15 protein-coding genes are annotated in these 14204 nt (G+C 68.1%); 5 read left to right on the top strand and 10 right to left on the bottom strand.

From position 1 onward, the window contains the following. Positions 1-44 precede the first annotated feature (44 nt). From FHU38_RS15210 to hsaA, 8 genes are all read right to left on the bottom strand, one after another. A complete protein-coding gene (locus tag FHU38_RS15210; RefSeq protein ID WP_167171874.1) occupies positions 45-1271 on the bottom strand; it encodes a cytochrome P450 in 1227 nt (408 codons plus the stop codon). Between the two features lie 243 nt (positions 1272-1514). After that, positions 1515-1964, bottom strand: a complete 450-nt coding sequence (locus FHU38_RS15215) for a WGxxGxxG family protein (protein WP_167171877.1) — start codon at positions 1962-1964, stop codon at positions 1515-1517. A 75-nt stretch (positions 1965-2039) separates the two neighbouring features. Next, positions 2040-2210, bottom strand: coding sequence for a hypothetical protein (locus FHU38_RS15220; RefSeq protein WP_167171880.1), 171 nt, complete (start codon positions 2208-2210; stop codon positions 2040-2042). Between the two features lie 77 nt (positions 2211-2287). Next, positions 2288-3031, bottom strand: a complete 744-nt coding sequence (locus tag FHU38_RS15225; protein ID WP_167171883.1) for an SDR family oxidoreductase — start codon at positions 3029-3031, stop codon at positions 2288-2290. Between the two features lie 158 nt (positions 3032-3189). Further along, positions 3190-3738, bottom strand: a complete 549-nt coding sequence (hsaB, locus tag FHU38_RS15230) for a 3-hydroxy-9,10-secoandrosta-1,3,5(10)-triene-9,17-dione monooxygenase reductase subunit (RefSeq protein ID WP_167171886.1) — start codon at positions 3736-3738, stop codon at positions 3190-3192. Beyond that, on the bottom strand, positions 3735-4640 hold the full coding sequence (gene hsaC / locus FHU38_RS15235) for an iron-dependent extradiol dioxygenase HsaC (protein WP_167171890.1): 906 nt from the start codon (positions 4638-4640) through the stop codon (positions 3735-3737). Before hsaC ends, hsaB begins: the two co-directional genes overlap by 4 nt. A 5-nt stretch (positions 4641-4645) precedes the next feature. After that, positions 4646-5488 carry a 4,5:9,10-diseco-3-hydroxy-5,9,17-trioxoandrosta-1(10),2-diene-4-oate hydrolase gene (gene hsaD, locus FHU38_RS15240; RefSeq protein WP_167176113.1) on the bottom strand — a complete coding sequence of 281 codons (843 nt, stop codon included), beginning with the start codon at positions 5486-5488 and terminating at the stop codon, positions 4646-4648. A 13-nt stretch (positions 5489-5501) separates the two neighbouring features. Continuing rightward, positions 5502-6680 (bottom strand): 3-hydroxy-9,10-secoandrosta-1,3,5(10)-triene-9,17-dione monooxygenase oxygenase subunit, encoded by a 1179-nt coding sequence (gene hsaA, locus FHU38_RS15245; RefSeq protein WP_167171892.1) that lies wholly within the window; start codon positions 6678-6680, stop codon positions 5502-5504. A gap of 346 nt (positions 6681-7026) precedes the next feature. Between hsaA and kstD the strand changes: the two genes are divergently transcribed. From kstD to FHU38_RS15270, 5 genes are read left to right on the top strand one after another with little or no spacing between them, the layout of a single operon-like run. Beyond that, positions 7027-8727 (top strand): 3-oxosteroid 1-dehydrogenase, encoded by a 1701-nt coding sequence (gene kstD, locus FHU38_RS15250; RefSeq protein WP_167171895.1) that lies wholly within the window; start codon positions 7027-7029, stop codon positions 8725-8727. Next, the gene (locus FHU38_RS15255; RefSeq protein WP_167171898.1) at positions 8724-9878 is read left to right on the top strand and encodes a Rieske 2Fe-2S domain-containing protein; all 1155 of its coding nucleotides are present in this window, start codon (positions 8724-8726) and stop codon (positions 9876-9878) included. The genes kstD and FHU38_RS15255 overlap by 4 nt, the downstream gene beginning before the upstream one ends. A 36-nt stretch (positions 9879-9914) precedes the next feature. Beyond that, positions 9915-10136: a hypothetical protein gene (locus FHU38_RS15260; RefSeq protein WP_167176115.1), complete on the top strand. Its 222-nt coding sequence runs from the start codon at positions 9915-9917 to the stop codon at positions 10134-10136. Then, entirely contained in the window at positions 10129-11163 is a 1035-nt protein-coding gene (locus FHU38_RS15265; protein WP_167171901.1) for a ferredoxin--NADP reductase, read from the top strand. Before FHU38_RS15260 ends, FHU38_RS15265 begins: the two co-directional genes overlap by 8 nt. A 10-nt stretch (positions 11164-11173) precedes the next feature. After that, entirely contained in the window at positions 11174-12043 is an 870-nt protein-coding gene (locus tag FHU38_RS15270) for a MaoC/PaaZ C-terminal domain-containing protein (RefSeq protein WP_167171904.1), read from the top strand. A 53-nt stretch (positions 12044-12096) separates the two neighbouring features. Here FHU38_RS15270 and FHU38_RS15275 read toward each other — a convergent pair whose 3' ends face one another. Continuing rightward, a complete protein-coding gene (locus FHU38_RS15275; protein ID WP_167171908.1) occupies positions 12097-12702 on the bottom strand; it encodes a DUF5134 domain-containing protein in 606 nt (201 codons plus the stop codon). Between the two features lie 70 nt (positions 12703-12772). Continuing rightward, positions 12773-14179, bottom strand: a complete 1407-nt coding sequence (locus FHU38_RS15280) for a WS/DGAT/MGAT family O-acyltransferase (protein WP_167171911.1) — start codon at positions 14177-14179, stop codon at positions 12773-12775. Positions 14180-14204: the final 25 nt, after the last annotated feature.

The raw sequence follows: 14204 nt of genomic DNA on the forward strand, positions 1-14204 counted from the left end.
GACGGTGGGCCGGGCGGTTTTTTCACGCCGAGCGGGACTGCCGCCTATTCGTAGGCGACCTGGTAGTGCTTGATGCCGTTGAGCCAGCCGGAACGCAACCGCGCGGGCTCGCTGACCTGCCGGATGTTCGGCATCTCGTCGGCGATCGCGTTGAACATCAGGTCGATCTCCAGCCGGGCCAGGTTGGCGCCGATGCAGTAGTGCGCACCGGTACCACCGAAGCCGACATGCGGGTTGGGGTCACGCAGCACGTCGAACTGCTCGGCGTGGTCGAACACCTCGGGGTCGAAGTTCGCCGAACTGTAGAACATGCCGACCCGGTCGCCCTTGCGGATGTGTTGGCCACCCAGCTCGGTGTCGGCCGTCGCGGTGCGCTGGAAGGCCACCACCGGTGTCGCCCACCGCACGATCTCGTCGGCGGCGGTCTTGGGCCGCTGCTGCTTGTACAGCTCCCACTGGTCGGGGTGGTCCAGGAAGGCCTTCATCCCGTGCGTTATGGCGTTACGGGTCGTCTCGTTGCCCGCGACCGACAGCAGGATGACGAAGAAGCCGAACTCGTCGGAGGTCAGTGACTCACCGTCCACATCGGCATGAATGAGCTTGGTGACGATGTCGTCCATCGGGCACTGGCGCCGCTGCTCAGCCATGTTCCACGCGTACCCGACCAGCTCAGCCGACGCCGCGATCGGCTCGACGTCGTACTCGGGATCGTCGTAGCCGATCATCTGGTTGGACCAGTCGAATATCTTGAGCCGGTCCTCCTGCGGAATCCCGATCAGCTCGGCGATCGCCTGCAGCGGGAGTTCGCAGGCCACGTCGGAGACGAAGTCCCCTGAGCCCTTCTTCTTGGCCTCGTGCACGATCCTGGCCGCGCGCTCGCGCAGCGCGTCCTCCAGCTTGCCGATGGCCCTCGGAGTGAAGCCCTTGGAGACGATCCGCCGCAGCTTCGTGTGCTGCGGGGCATCCATGTTGAGCAGGACAAGCCGGTTGGCCTGCATCCCCTCCTCGTCCATGGTCTCGTCGAACCGGATGATCGCCGTCTTCTCCTGCGAGGAGAACAGCTCACTGTCCTTCGAGATGGTCTTGATGTCTTCCATCCGGGTGACGACCCAGTATCCCTCGTCGCGGAACCCGGCCTTGTTGTAGGGCTGAGCGTTCCACCACACCGGCGCGGTACGCCGGAGCAGTGCGAACTCCTCCAGCGGGAGCCGGGTCGCGTAAAGGTCAGGATCGGTGAAGTCGAATCCGGTGGGTAGTAACGACGAACTCATACGCCGTACCTCCGACAGCAGCGTCGTGGAACACGTTCTAGTTCGTCGATTGAAGCATACAGCGTTAACTATCGGAAGGAGTTTGGTGAACGATGTTAACTGAATCGATTCCGGACACCGCCCGCGAGTCCCCCGCTCTCGCCCGCGAGTCCCCCGCTCCGGACCGCGAGTTCTGCACTCTCGCCCACGAGTTCCACACTCCGGCCCGCGGACCGTGCAACCACCGAAGCCGGGTGCAGCCCGTCAGCGGTAGTGGTGTCGGGGCCAGCGCGGGCAATCCGGGTCCACGCTGCCGTACTCCTCCCCCGGAGGTAGCGGAGCGGCGGGAAGCTGCAGCCCACCCACCCCGCCGATGCTCACGGCCCCAGGGCCACCGGCTGCCCCGACCCGGCGGCCCGAGCCGTCGTCGAGGTCGGGATGCGGCATGATCGGCTGCTTCGCGGAGGGATAGCGCGCCAGCGGATCGCTCACCACGCGCCGGGGCGGCTTACGCGCGAGACCCAGCAACCCGAGCAGCCCGAGCAACCCGAACAGGCCCCAAGCACTGCTGCCGCCCTGAGCCTGGGTGTGCCGCGGCTCGCCTGCCACGGCTGCAGCGGCCTGGGATTGCACACCTGCCGCCGAAGCAGGACCCAGCGATAGCGCCATGCTCAGCATGGCCACGGCGAGCAGCCTGCCGGCCGTTGTGGACATGCGGTTCCCTCCCACCGTTGGCTTACTCCACGTGGTGTTACCGTCACGCGGGCGGCGGGTGTGGACGACACGCCCTCAGCGACGCTGAAATGCACCGGCCTCGGTGACAGCGGAGGGCGACCTGCCCGCGGCCAGCTGTCGTACCCCCAACTCGCTCACCGGCGACGAGGGCGCGATCACCTTCTCGGTGCAGCCGGTGAGCAGCAGCAGCGCCGCGACGGCGCTGAGCAGGCGTCGAGCGGCCATGACCTCAACGTAAGCCCGGCAGGGGCTGTGCACGCCACTGCTTCACTCGACCGGGCAACGCAGCCCGTTCGATGTCGCTACCCTCTGCCGATGAACGGCATCGCGGTGGCTGTGATCGTCAGGAACTGCACGTTCGCGCTCAGCGGAAGTCCGGCCATGTACAGCACCGCGTCCGCGACGTGGTCGGCGTCGAAGGTGGGCTCGGGGCGAACGGAGCCGTCAGCCTGCCGCGCTCCCCGTGCGATGCCCGCTGTCATCTCCGTGGCCGCGTTGCCGATGTCGAGTTGCCCGCACGCGATGTCGAACTCCCTGCCGTCCAGCGAGATCGACTTGGTCAACCCGGTCACCGCGTGTTTGGTGGCCGTATAGGCAACGCTGCGCGGTCTGGGCGCGTGCGCCGAGATGGAGCCGTTGTTGATGATCCGGCCACCCCTGGGCTGCTGCGTCTTCATCGACCGCACGGCATGCTGGGCGCACAGGAACATGCCGGTGAGGTTGACCTCGACCGTTCGGAGCCAATCGGCGGCGTCCACGGTGTCCACCGAGCCGGGCGGACCGAACGTGCCCGCGTTGTTGAACAGCAGGTCCACCCGACCCCACCGGTCGACCACACGCTCGAACAGCGAGGCGACAGCGGCCTCGTCGGTGACGTCGGTCGGCACGACCAGCGCGCCAGGACGGTCCCCGGCCGCCTCCCGCAGTGGCTCCTCGCGTCTGCCCGCGAACGCGACACCGTACCCCTCCCGGAGCAGCGCCCGTGCCACGCTCTTGCCGATGCCGGTACCCGCCCCCGTGACCACGGCGACCCGCTCAGTTGCCATACGGCACTAATACCCGACATGCCTGCCGCGGTCCACGATGCCGCGTTTCGGTGTCGGCCCCAACCGTCCCGGTGCACCAACGCAGGACTCGCGGGCAGGAGCGCAGGACTCGCGGGCAGGAGCGCAGGACTCGCGGGCAGGAGCGGGGGACTCGCGGGTCAGAACCAGTCGTCGGGGCGTGGCCAGGTGAACATCGCGTGCCCGGCCTCGCCGTTCGGTTCGGCCTCGGTGACGGTGTAGCGGCCGCGGTAGAACAGCAGCGGGCGCTCATCGCTGACCTCGCCGAGTTCGGTGACCCTGCCGATGGCGACATAGTGGTCGCCCGCCTCGTGTACGGCGTCGAGCACGCAGTCGATCCACGTCAGCGAGCCCGTCAGCAGCGGGGAGCCGGACGGGGCCCTGGTCCACTCCACCGAGGCGAACTTGTCGACACCCCTGGCCCCGAACGTGGCGCTGACGTCGCGCTGATCCCCCGCGAGCACGTTGACAGCGAACCTGCCGACACGCTCGATCACCGGCCACGTACGCGAACTCTTCGCGGGGCAGAACAACACCAGTGGCGGCTCCAGCGACAGTGCGGCGAACGACTGGCAGGCGAAGCCGACCGGCTCGTCGCCGTCGCACGCCGTCACCACCGCCACGCCGGTGCAGAAGTGGCCGAGCACCGAACGGAACCGGGTCGCGTCGACCACCGAAGCCGCGGTCATCGCTGCTGTGCCCCGACGGAGAAGTCGTGCCCCCACAGGCTGACCGCCGTGCTTTCCCTCGCGATCCAGGTGCCGTCGTCGACCTGCCTGCCCTCACAGCCGAACTCGACGTCGAACCCGCCCGGCGTCTTCATGTAGAACGACAACATCAGGTCGTTGACGTGCCTGCCCAGCGTCGCCGACATCGGTACCTTGCGCCGCAGCGCACGGTCGAGGCACAGCCCCACGTCGTCGGTGCTCGCGACCTCGACCATCAGGTGCACGATCCCGCTAGGGGTCGGCATCGGCAGGAACGCGAGGCTGTGGTGGCGCGGGTTGCAGCCGAGGAAGCGCAGCCACGCCGGTTTGCCGTCCGCGGGCCTGCCAACCGCCTGCGGCGGCAGCTTCATCGAGTCGCGCAGCCGGAACCCGAGCACGTCGGAGTAGAAGCGCAGCGAGGCCTCGTCGTCGTGGGTGGACAGTACGACGTGCCCGAGCCCCTGCTCGCCCGTGACGAAGGTGTGCCCGTAGGGGCTCACCACCCTGCGGTGCTCCAGCGCGATGCCGTGGAACACCTCCAGCGTGTTTCCGGAGGGGTCCTCGAAGGTGATCAGCTCGTCGACCCGGCGCTCGGCGCGCTGCTCGTCACTGCCCTCCTTGAACGCCACGCCATGCCGCTGCAGGCTCGCCCGCACCTCGTCCAGTTCGGCGGCGTTCGCCACCTCCCAGCCCGCCTGCGCGAGCCGGTCGGTCTCGCCCGGCACGATCACCAGCCGGGCGGGAAAGTCGTCCATCCGCAGGTACAGGGCGTCGGGATCGGCCCCCTTGCCTTCGACCATGCCGAGCACCTTGAGCCCGTACTCACGCCATGCCGCCATGTCGGTGGCCTCGATACGCAGGTAGCCCAGCGAACGAATGCCCATGCTCATCAGTCCTTCAGAAAGTCGATCGCGAGCCGGTTGAACTCGTCGAATTTCTCCAACTGTGCCCAGTGCCCGCACCGGCCGAATACGTGAAGCTGCGCCCTCGGAATGGTCTTCAGCGCCAGCAGCGCGCCGTCCAGCGGGTTCACCCGGTCCTCACGGCCCCAGATCAGCAACACCCGTTGCCGCAGCCGGTGCGCCTCGCGCCACAGCATGCCCTGCTCGTAGCTGTCCGGCCTGCTGAACGACGCGCCCATTGCGGCCATCGCCGCGAGCGACTCCGGCGTGCTCGCCGCGTCGAATCGCTCCTGGAGCAGTTCCTCGGTGATGAGTGACTGGTCGTACACCATCACCCGCAGGAACGCCTCCAGCTTCTCCTTGGTCGGGCCGGGTGGTGCCGCGAACCTGGCCAGATTCTTGACACCCTCGGTGGGGTCTGGCGCGAACACGTTGAGGCTCAGCCCACCCGGCCCCATCAGCACCAGCCTGCCCGCCCGGTCGGGGTAGTCCAGGGCCAGCCGCACGGCCGCTCCCCCGCCGAGCGAGTTGCCCACCAGGTGAGCCTTCTCGATGCCGAGCGTGTCCATCAGGCCCACCACGGCACTCGCGCTGTGTGTGAAGTACTGCGGGTGGTCGGTGGGCTTGTCCGAACGACCGAAGCCAGGCTGATCCACCGCGATAGTGCGAAACGACTTGCCGAACACTTCGAGGTTGCGGCCGAAGTTGCTCCATGCCGACGCGCCGGGACCGCCGCCGTGCAGCATGATGACCGTCTCGGTGTGTTCGGTGCCCGCCTCGTGGTAGTGCAGCCGAAGGTCGTCGCGTACCTGCGCGTACTTGCCCTCCATCTGCGAGTTCACCTCACACCATCGCGTTCTCGACGGGAAGCCCGAAGGCGCCGGTACCGAACATCGTGTAGGCGCGCTCGGCATCGTTGGCGGCGTGCACCCTGCCCGCGTGCGCGTCACGCCAGAATCGCTGGATCGGCGTGCCGGTACGCAATGCGCGGCCGCCGGAGTTCTCGAAGAGCCGGTCGATGGCGGCGATGGCCCGTTCGGTGCCGCGCACCTGGTCGCGCCGCACCCGCAGCCGGGTGGCGAACGGCAGTTTCTCGCCCTTGCACGCCAGCTGGTACAGCTCATCGATGTTGTGCGTCAGTTGCAGCCAGGCCGCGTCGATCTCGCTGCCTGCCTCGGCGATGCGCACCTTGGCGAACGGGTCCTCCTTGGCCTGCTCGCCGAGGTAGGCGGCGCGCACCCGGCTGCGCTGGTACTCCACGTGGGCGTCGTAGGCACCCTGCGCCATGCCGATGATCGGCGCGGTGATCGTGCTGGGGTGCACCGAGCCGTAGGGCAGCCGGTAAAGCGGTCCTGGGTTGAGTTCCTGGCCGGGCGTTTTGCACTTGGAGGTGGCCATGAAGCTCAGCGCCCGGTGCGCGGGCACGAAGACGTCGTCGACGACGATGTCGTTGCTTCCGGTGCCGCGCAAACCCACGGTGTCCCACACGTCCTCGATCGTGTAATCGGAGATGGGCAGCAGGTAGGTGCAGAAGTCAACCGGCTTGCCTTCGGCGTCGAACGCGGGTGCGCCGAGCAGCACCCAGGTCGCGTGATCGCAGCCGGAGGAGAAGCTCCACTTGCCGGAGAGCCGGTAGCCACCGTCGACGACCTGGGCCTTGCCCATCGGCGCGTACGAGGAGGAGATCCGCACGTCGATGTCGTCTCCCCACACGTCCTGCTGCGCCTGCGCGTCGAACAGCGCCAGGTGCCATGGGTGCACACCGAGAATGGACCCCACCCATCCGGTGGAGCCGCAGGCGCTGGCGAGGAGTTTGACCGCCGTGTAGAAGGTGACGGGGTCGGCCTCGTATCCGCCGAAGGTCTTTGGTTGCAGCAGTTTGAAGAACCCGGTCTCCCGCAGGGCCTTGATCGACTCATCCGGGATCTTTCGCGCGTCCTCCGTCTCCTGCGCCCGCTCGCGCAGGACGGGCAGCAGCTCCTGTATCCCGGCGATCACCTCGTGGGTGCCCCGCTCACTCATCTGTGCCTCGTTCCTACTTGTTACCTGGTACGACAGAACCAAGACTAGAACATGTTCTCGTTCTTGTCACGCGGACTCGACACTTGACGCCAATACCTGCCACCACCACACCGAAAATCGACCTGGAATCAGCTCCGGATACCCGCCAGACCCGACCTGGAACAGATTCTTATCCTCGCATTCGCGCCGCCACCGGCCGCGGGTAGCGCGAGCGCCGTCGATCACATCCACTACCTGCGTCGCAGTCACCGGGACTACCCTAGAACTGAAACACGTTCTCGTCTATGGTGGCAGCAACGGCGCGGAACAGCGATGCGTGGTCCTATAACGTGTTCCAGGAGGTTGCATGACCGGGGACGCACCCGAGTACGACGTCGTCGTGGTCGGCAGCGGCGCGGCAGGCATGACAGCGGCGCTCGCGGCCGCCCACGAGGGCATGGCCGTCCTCGTCATCGAGAAGGCAACCCACTTCGGTGGCTCCACCGCGCGCTCCGGCGGCGGTGTCTGGATCCCCAACAACGAGGCGCTACGCGCCGCGGGCGTCGAGGACACCCCCGAGGACGCCAAACGCTACCTCGAGGCGATCGTCGGTGAGGTGGTGCCCGCGCAACGACGCAACACCTACCTCGATCACGGCCCCGATGTGGTTTCCTTCCTGCATGAGCACACCCCGCTGCGGCTGACGTGGGTGCCCGGCTACTCCGACTACCACCCGGAAGCCCCCGGTGGCCGCGCGGGCGGGCGCTCTGTGGAGCCCAGGCCGCTGGACGGCAATCTCCTCGGCCCCGAGCTGGCGAACCTGGAACCGCCCTACAGCGCCCCGCCGCTCGGAGTACCGCTGATGCAGGCCGACTTCCGCTGGCTGAGCCTCATCGCCAGGCACCCGCGCGGGATACTGCGGGTGTTCCAGCTGGGAATGCGCTGGCTGGCCGCACGCATGACGGGCAAGCGCCCGCTGGCGATGGGCCAGGCGTTGGCGGCGGGGCTTCGCGCGGGACTGCTGGACAAGCGGGTCCCGGTGTGGCTTTCCACCCCGATGACCGGCCTTCACACCGAGCACGGCCGGGTCAGCGGTGTACTCGCCGAGCGCGACGGCGAGGAGATCCTGATCCGTGCCAGGCGCGGGGTCGTGCTCGGCAGCGGCGGATTCGAGCACAACGAGCAGCTGCGGCAGAAATACCAGCGCCCGCCGATCGGCACCGAATGGACCGTCGGGGCCAAGGCCAACACCGGGGACGGGATCACGGCGGGCCTCGCGCTCGGCGCCGCGGTCGACCTGATGGACGACGCCTGGTGGGGGCCGTCGATGCCGCTCACCGGAGGGCCGTGGTTCGCGCTCGCTGAGCGCTCCCGCCCGGGCTGCATCCTGGTCAACGCCCGAGGCGAGCGGTTCGTCAACGAATCCGCGCCCTACGTGGAGGCCGTGCACGCGATGTACGGGCCAGGCGACGGCCCTGCCCGAAACATCCCGACCTGGCTGGTGTTCGACCAGCGCTATCTCAACCGTTACATGTTCACCGGCCTCGGCCCGCGCCAGCCGCTGCCCGGCCGCTGGTACAAGGCGGGCATCGCCGCCAAGGCTGGCACGCTGGAGGCGCTGGCCGAGCGCATCGACGTGCCCGCGCAGGCGCTGCGCGACACGGTGGAACGGTTCAACACGTTCGCGCGCACCGGCAGCGACGAGGACTTCCACCGCGGCGCCAGCGCCTACGACCACTACTACGGCGACCCGAGGAACAAACCCAACCCGAGCCTGGGTCCGCTGGACATGGCGCCGTTCTACGCCGTCAAGATCGTGCCGGGTGACCTGGGCACCAAGGGCGGGCTGCTCACCGACGTGCACGCCAGGGTGCTGCGGGAGGACGGCTCGCCCATCGACGGACTCTACGCCGCGGGCAACGTCAGTGCGGCCGTGATGGGCCGCACCTACGCCGGTCCCGGCGCCACCATCGGCCCGGCGATGGTGTTCGGCTACCTTGCCGCCCGCCACATCGCCACCAAGAATCGCTCTCAGCACGAGGCACGACCCGCTGGAGGTACGCAATGACGCAGGGCCAAGCCGTTCGCTCGATCGACGCGGGACAGCCACCAACCCGCTTCGCCCGTGGCTGGCACTGCCTCGGGCTCGCCGACTCCTTCCGTGACGGCAAACCACACGCGGTCAACGCGTTCGGCACCAAACTCGTGGTGTTCGCGGGCGAGGACGGCAAGCTCAACGTGCTCGACGGGTACTGCAGGCACATGGGCGGTGACCTCACCCAGGGAACGGTGAAGGGCAACGAGGTCGCCTGCCCGTTCCACGACTGGCGCTGGGCAGGCAACGGCAAGTGCGTTTCAATCCCCTACGCCAAGCGGGTTCCGCTGCGGGCACGCACCCGCTCCTGGCTGACGCTGGAGCAGAACAAGCAACTGTTCGTGTGGAACGACCCGGAGGGCAACCCGCCTCCGGACGACGTCGTGATCCCGCGTATCGAGGGCGCCTACAGCGACGAGTGGAGTAACTGGACGTGGGACTCGGTGCTCATCGAGGGCGCCAACTGCCGCGAGATCGTGGACAACGTCGTGGACATGGCCCACTTCTTCTACATCCACTACGCGTTCCCGACCTACTTCAAGAACATCTTCGAAGGCCATATCGCCACGCAGTACCTCAACACCAAGGGCCGCCCCGACGTGGGAATGGCCTCCAACTACGGCGGCGAGGAGAACACGCTGCGGTCCGAGGCCTCCTACTACGGGCCCTCCTACATGATCAACTACCTGCTGAACAACTACCAGGGCGTCGAGATCGAGAACGTCCTCATCAACTGCCACTACCCGGTCTCCCCCACCTCGTTCGTGTTGCAGTGGGGCGTGATCGTGAAGAAGCTGCCCGGCGTCAGCGACGAGCACGCGGACAAGATCGCGGAGAAGTTCGCCAAGAGCATCGGCGTCGGATTCCTGCAGGACGTGGAGATCTGGAAGAACAAGACCCGCATCGACAACCCGCTGCTGTGCGAGGAGGACGGTCCGGTCTACCAGCTTCGCCGCTGGTACGAACAGTTCTATGTGGACGCCGCCGACGTGACCGACGACATGACGAGGCGGTTCGAGTTCGAGGTCGACACCACGAAGGCCAACGAGGCGTGGGAGAAGGAGGTGGCCGAGAACCTCGAGCGGCAGCGGCAGGAGGCAGGCCAGGAAGCCGGGGTCTCCTAAGTGACGGCCGAGCGCGACGAGTTCCTCACCGGCGGGATGATGCCGCTGACGTGCCGCTCGTGTGCCACAAAGGTGCTGGTGAAGAAGAACAGTCCGCAGCACACCAGCATCCAGTGGACCACCGACGCGGCCACCAGCTGCCCGGTGTTCGCCGAGCGGGTGGCGGGCGGTGTCCACCCGGCCCTGCTCGACACGTGCGAGCGACTGCACGACAGCATCGCCGAGGCAGCACGGGAAGGAATCTTCACCTATGGCTGAGAGCTCGCGTGTGCTGCGCGTGGCCGACGTCGTGGCGGAGACCGCGCAGGCGCACTCCATCGTGTTCGACACAGAGGAGCTGGACTACAAGCCGGGCCAGTTCCTCACGGTGCGGATCCCCAGCGACGAGTGCGGCTCCGTGGCGCGCTGCTACTCGCTGTCCAGCTCGCCTTACTCCGGGGAGCAGCCCAGGGTCACGGTGAAGCGGGACGGCTACGCCTCGAACTGGTTGTGCGACAACGTCCGGCCCGGCAGTGAGCTCGAGATCCTGCCTCCCAGCGGGGTGTTCACGCCCCGTTCGCTCGACGAGGACCTGTTGCTGTTCGCCGCGGGCAGCGGCATCACGCCGGTCATGTCGATCGTGCGGTCGGTACTCGGCGACGGCGAAGGACACCTCACCCTCGTCTACGCCAATCGCGACGAGAACTCGGTGATCTTCGCGGGCGCGCTGCGCGATCTCGCGGCGCGGCACCCGGACCGGCTCACCGTGATGCACTGGCTGGAGTCGGTGCAGGGCTTGCCCACCACCGAGCAACTGCGCGCCCTCGCCACGCCGTTCGCGCAGCGGGAAGCGTTCGTGTGCGGGCCGCGCCCGTTCATGTCGGCGGCGACGTCTGCGCTGAAGTCGCTTGGCCTGCCACGCTCGCGCATCCACACCGAGAAGTTCGTCTCGCTGGGTGGCAACCCGTTCGAGATCGCCGAGCGTGAGCAGCGACGGAGCAAATCGACGCAGGCAGCGCAGACAGCGCAGTCGCCGACCACCTTGACGGTTTCGCTGGACGGCACTCAGCGCACCCTCACCTGGCCGCGCGACCGCAAGCTGCTGGATCACCTGCTCGACGAGGGCATGGACGCCCCCTACTCCTGCAGGGAGGGCCAGTGCAGCGCGTGCGCGTGCCGGATCACCTCCGGTGAGGTCAAGATGCTCAACAACGAGGTGCTTGACTCAGAAGACATCGCCGACGGGATCGTGCTGGCATGCCAGTCGCTGCCGATCACCGACGAGGTGTCCATCAGCTACGAGTAAGGGAACCACCATGCCCATCGATCCCGATGCCGCGATCGGAGCGGATCTCGGCGAGACCACGTTCTCCTGGTCGTCCTCGGAGGTGCTGCTCTACCACCTCGCGTTGGGGGCGGGTGCCAGGCCGACCGACCCTCGGGAACTGCGCTACGCCTACGAGGCCGACCTGCGGGTACTGCCGACGTTCGCTACCGTGGCGGCCAACTTCCGCACCTTCGAGCCGCCCGCGGTGTCCTTCCCAGGCATCGACATCGACCTGGCCAAGGTGGTGCACGGCACGCAGGAGGTGGCGCTGCACCGTCCCATCCCCACCGACGGAAAGGCGGTGGCGCGCTCACGCATCGCCGACGTTCTCGACAAGGGCAAGGCCGCGGTCATCGTGCAGGAGACGCGGGTCGACGACGAGTCGGGCGAGCCACTGTGGACGGCGCGGTCGAGCATCTTCGCCAGGGGCGAAGGTGGTTTCGGGGGCAAGCGTGGTGCCTCGGAGCGGATCGAGCTTCCCGACCGCGAGCCGGACGCTGTGGTGGACACCCCGACACTGCCGCAGCAGGCGCTGCTGTACCGGCTGTGTGGTGACCGCAACCCGCTACACGCCGACCCCGCGTTCGCCAAGGCGGCCGGATTCGACGTGCCGATCCTGCACGGGCTGTGCACCTACGGCATCGTCGCCAAGGCCGTGACTGACACCATGCTCGACGCCGACGTCACGCGGGTCCGCTCGTGGGCGGCGAAGTTCGCGGGCATCGTGCTGCCGGGCGAGACGCTGCGCACGCGGATCTGGCGAGACGGTGAGCGGTTCCTCGTCACCGCCACGGTGCTCGACCGCGACGAGGCACCGGCGCTGTCCGACGCGGTGCTGCACACGACCGACGCGTCATGACACCGGGCTGAGTACGGGCGGCAACGGTGGCCCGCTGCCGTTACCGCCCGGCCTCACAGGCCCGCGACGAACATGATCGCCATACCCAGGCCCATCCCGGCGCGGCACACCGTGCGGGAAACGAAGCCGGGCGGCAGTGTTTCCCGCGCGGTGTCCCCGGTCCTGCTCGCCAGGCGCAGGCCGCGCATGCCCGCCTGCACACCGTCATAGGTGAAGTAGGCCGCGCCCAGCGCGGCCAGCACCGGCCACGCCATGCCACCGGACGAGGCGCCGGAGACCATGTTCGGCCACACGGTGTGCCCGCCGTCGCCGTGCGGCATCGCGAGGAGCATGTAGAACATCGCCACGGCGGCGATCCCGTAGTGCAGGTCGCAGCGTCGGCACACCCCTTGCGCCGAACGGTCCCGGACCGCGGCCGCGACGAACCAGCCCGCGGTCAACACGAACAGCGCCTCCCAACCCGCCACGGGTATCGGCGCGCCGACCGGCGACACCATCGCCAGCATCGCGACTGCCATCAGCAGGCCGGCGACGTCCTGCTGCCGCACGCCGGAGCCCAGCCGCACGTAGTCCAGCCGCGTCAGCCGCGAAACAGCCGGGAACGTCAGCAGCAGGAAGGCCGCGGTGAGCAACCATGCCAGAACCAGAGGAATGTTCACGGACGCCTCCGCTCGGGTGCGCGCTCCTTCACCCAATACGGTGACAAACCCCGCACCACGGCACCAGCGGTCAAGCAGGTGATGACCCGTGTGGCAGGTCGCGCAGTTCCCGCAACGCCTCCGGAATCCCGTCGGCCAGCGGCCACAGGTCGCCCACGAGTTCCCGCGCGCCGAGCAGACCGACGTGTACCCGGCCCGCGTTGGACAGCACGGTGATGTTCAGCCCAGCCCCGTGGAACACCGGGCCGAGCGGGTACAGCCCCGTGACGCGGGCACCCAGCAGGTAGAGCGGCATGGGCGGCCCGGGCACGTTCGACACCACGAGGTTGTGGACCACCGGGTGCTTCTCGGCGAGCCGCAGTGCCGAGTAGGCACGCACCGCCAGGCCCAGTGTGGTCGGCGCGGCGAACTGGGCCCAGTCCTGCAGCATGTCCGCGTCGATCGTGCGGTGGTGTTCCTTGGAGCGGCGGTTGCTCTCGGCGATGGCGAACACTCGCGCGGCGGGCTCCGCGAGGTGGGTGGGCAGTGAGGCGAACAGCGCGGACACCTTGTTGCTACCCCGCTCGCGTGCGCTGCGCTCGTGCACCGACACCGGCACGGTGGCAAGCAACGGGTCGTCGGGCAACTGCCCGCGCTCGGCGAGGAACCGCCGCAGCGCGCCCGCGACCATCGCCAGCACCACGTCGTTGACGGTGACGCCGAAAGCGTTCTTGACCGCTTTCACCTCGGCGAGGTCCACCTGGGTGTAGGCCACGGCCCGATGCCCGGTGATCGTGCCGTTGAACGGCGTACGGGGTGCCGTGAACGGCGTGGCCATGCCCTTGCCCTGCAGCGAGCGGCCGATCCAGCGAGGCACGAGGCCCAGCAGACCGGGCAGCAGTTTGACCAGTTGCACTGGCCGGTGGGCGGCGGCTGCCGCGCTGTCCAACACCAGCGCGAGGGTCGACGGCGGCTGCTGGTTGGTTCGCCCGCCCTTGCCGGGACGAGGCCGTGGGGAATCCGGCTCCACCCCCGCCAGGTAGGTCAGCAGGTTGGCGCCGCTGACCCCGTCGACGCTGGCGTGGTGCATCTTCAGCAGTACCGCGACACCGCCGTCCGCCAACCCCTCGATGACATACATCTCCCACAGCGGCCGGGACCTGTCGAGGGGCTGGCCCGCGAAGTGGGCGCACAGCTCGGCCAGATCCTCCCGCCCGCCGGGCGAGGGCACGGCGATGCGGTGCACGTGGTGTTCGAGGTCGAACTCGGTGTCCTCGACCCACATGGGGTGGTTGAGGTTCAGCGGCGAGTCGAACAGCTTGCGACGAAACACCGCGGCCAGCTCCACGCGCTCGCGCAACTCGGCGACGAGCCGGTCGAAGTCGTAGCCGCCGGGAACGGTCGAAGGGTCGAGCGTTAGCAGACCACAGATGTGCAGCAACTGCGCGGGTGTCTCCAGGTAGAGAAAGCTCGCGTCGAGGCCACTCAGTCGCTGCACACGCTCCAGGGTAGGCATGCGATCG

This window comes from Saccharomonospora amisosensis (assembly GCF_011761185.1).
Lineage (GTDB): Bacteria > Actinomycetota > Actinomycetes > Mycobacteriales > Pseudonocardiaceae > Saccharomonospora_A > Saccharomonospora_A amisosensis.

Coding starts and splice junctions, on each gene's coding strand:
- hsaC (WP_167171890.1), bottom strand. CDS start 4,640: ATGGGCATTCGTTCGCTGGGCTACCTGCGTATCGAGGCCACCGACATG.
- hsaA (WP_167171892.1), bottom strand. CDS start 6,680: ATGAGTGAGCGGGGCACCCACGAGGTGATCGCCGGGATACAGGAGCTG.
- FHU38_RS15210 (WP_167171874.1), bottom strand. CDS start 1,271: ATGAGTTCGTCGTTACTACCCACCGGATTCGACTTCACCGATCCTGAC.
- FHU38_RS15270 (WP_167171904.1), top strand. CDS start 11,174: ATGCCCATCGATCCCGATGCCGCGATCGGAGCGGATCTCGGCGAGACC.
- FHU38_RS15215 (WP_167171877.1), bottom strand. CDS start 1,964: ATGTCCACAACGGCCGGCAGGCTGCTCGCCGTGGCCATGCTGAGCATG.
- hsaB (WP_167171886.1), bottom strand. CDS start 3,738: ATGACCGCGGCTTCGGTGGTCGACGCGACCCGGTTCCGTTCGGTGCTC.
- kstD (WP_167171895.1), top strand. CDS start 7,027: ATGACCGGGGACGCACCCGAGTACGACGTCGTCGTGGTCGGCAGCGGC.
- hsaD (WP_167176113.1), bottom strand. CDS start 5,488: ATGGAGGGCAAGTACGCGCAGGTACGCGACGACCTTCGGCTGCACTAC.
- FHU38_RS15225 (WP_167171883.1), bottom strand. CDS start 3,031: ATGGCAACTGAGCGGGTCGCCGTGGTCACGGGGGCGGGTACCGGCATC.
- FHU38_RS15260 (WP_167176115.1), top strand. CDS start 9,915: ATGATGCCGCTGACGTGCCGCTCGTGTGCCACAAAGGTGCTGGTGAAG.
- FHU38_RS15220 (WP_167171880.1), bottom strand. CDS start 2,210: ATGGCCGCTCGACGCCTGCTCAGCGCCGTCGCGGCGCTGCTGCTGCTC.
- FHU38_RS15255 (WP_167171898.1), top strand. CDS start 8,724: ATGACGCAGGGCCAAGCCGTTCGCTCGATCGACGCGGGACAGCCACCA.
- FHU38_RS15265 (WP_167171901.1), top strand. CDS start 10,129: ATGGCTGAGAGCTCGCGTGTGCTGCGCGTGGCCGACGTCGTGGCGGAG.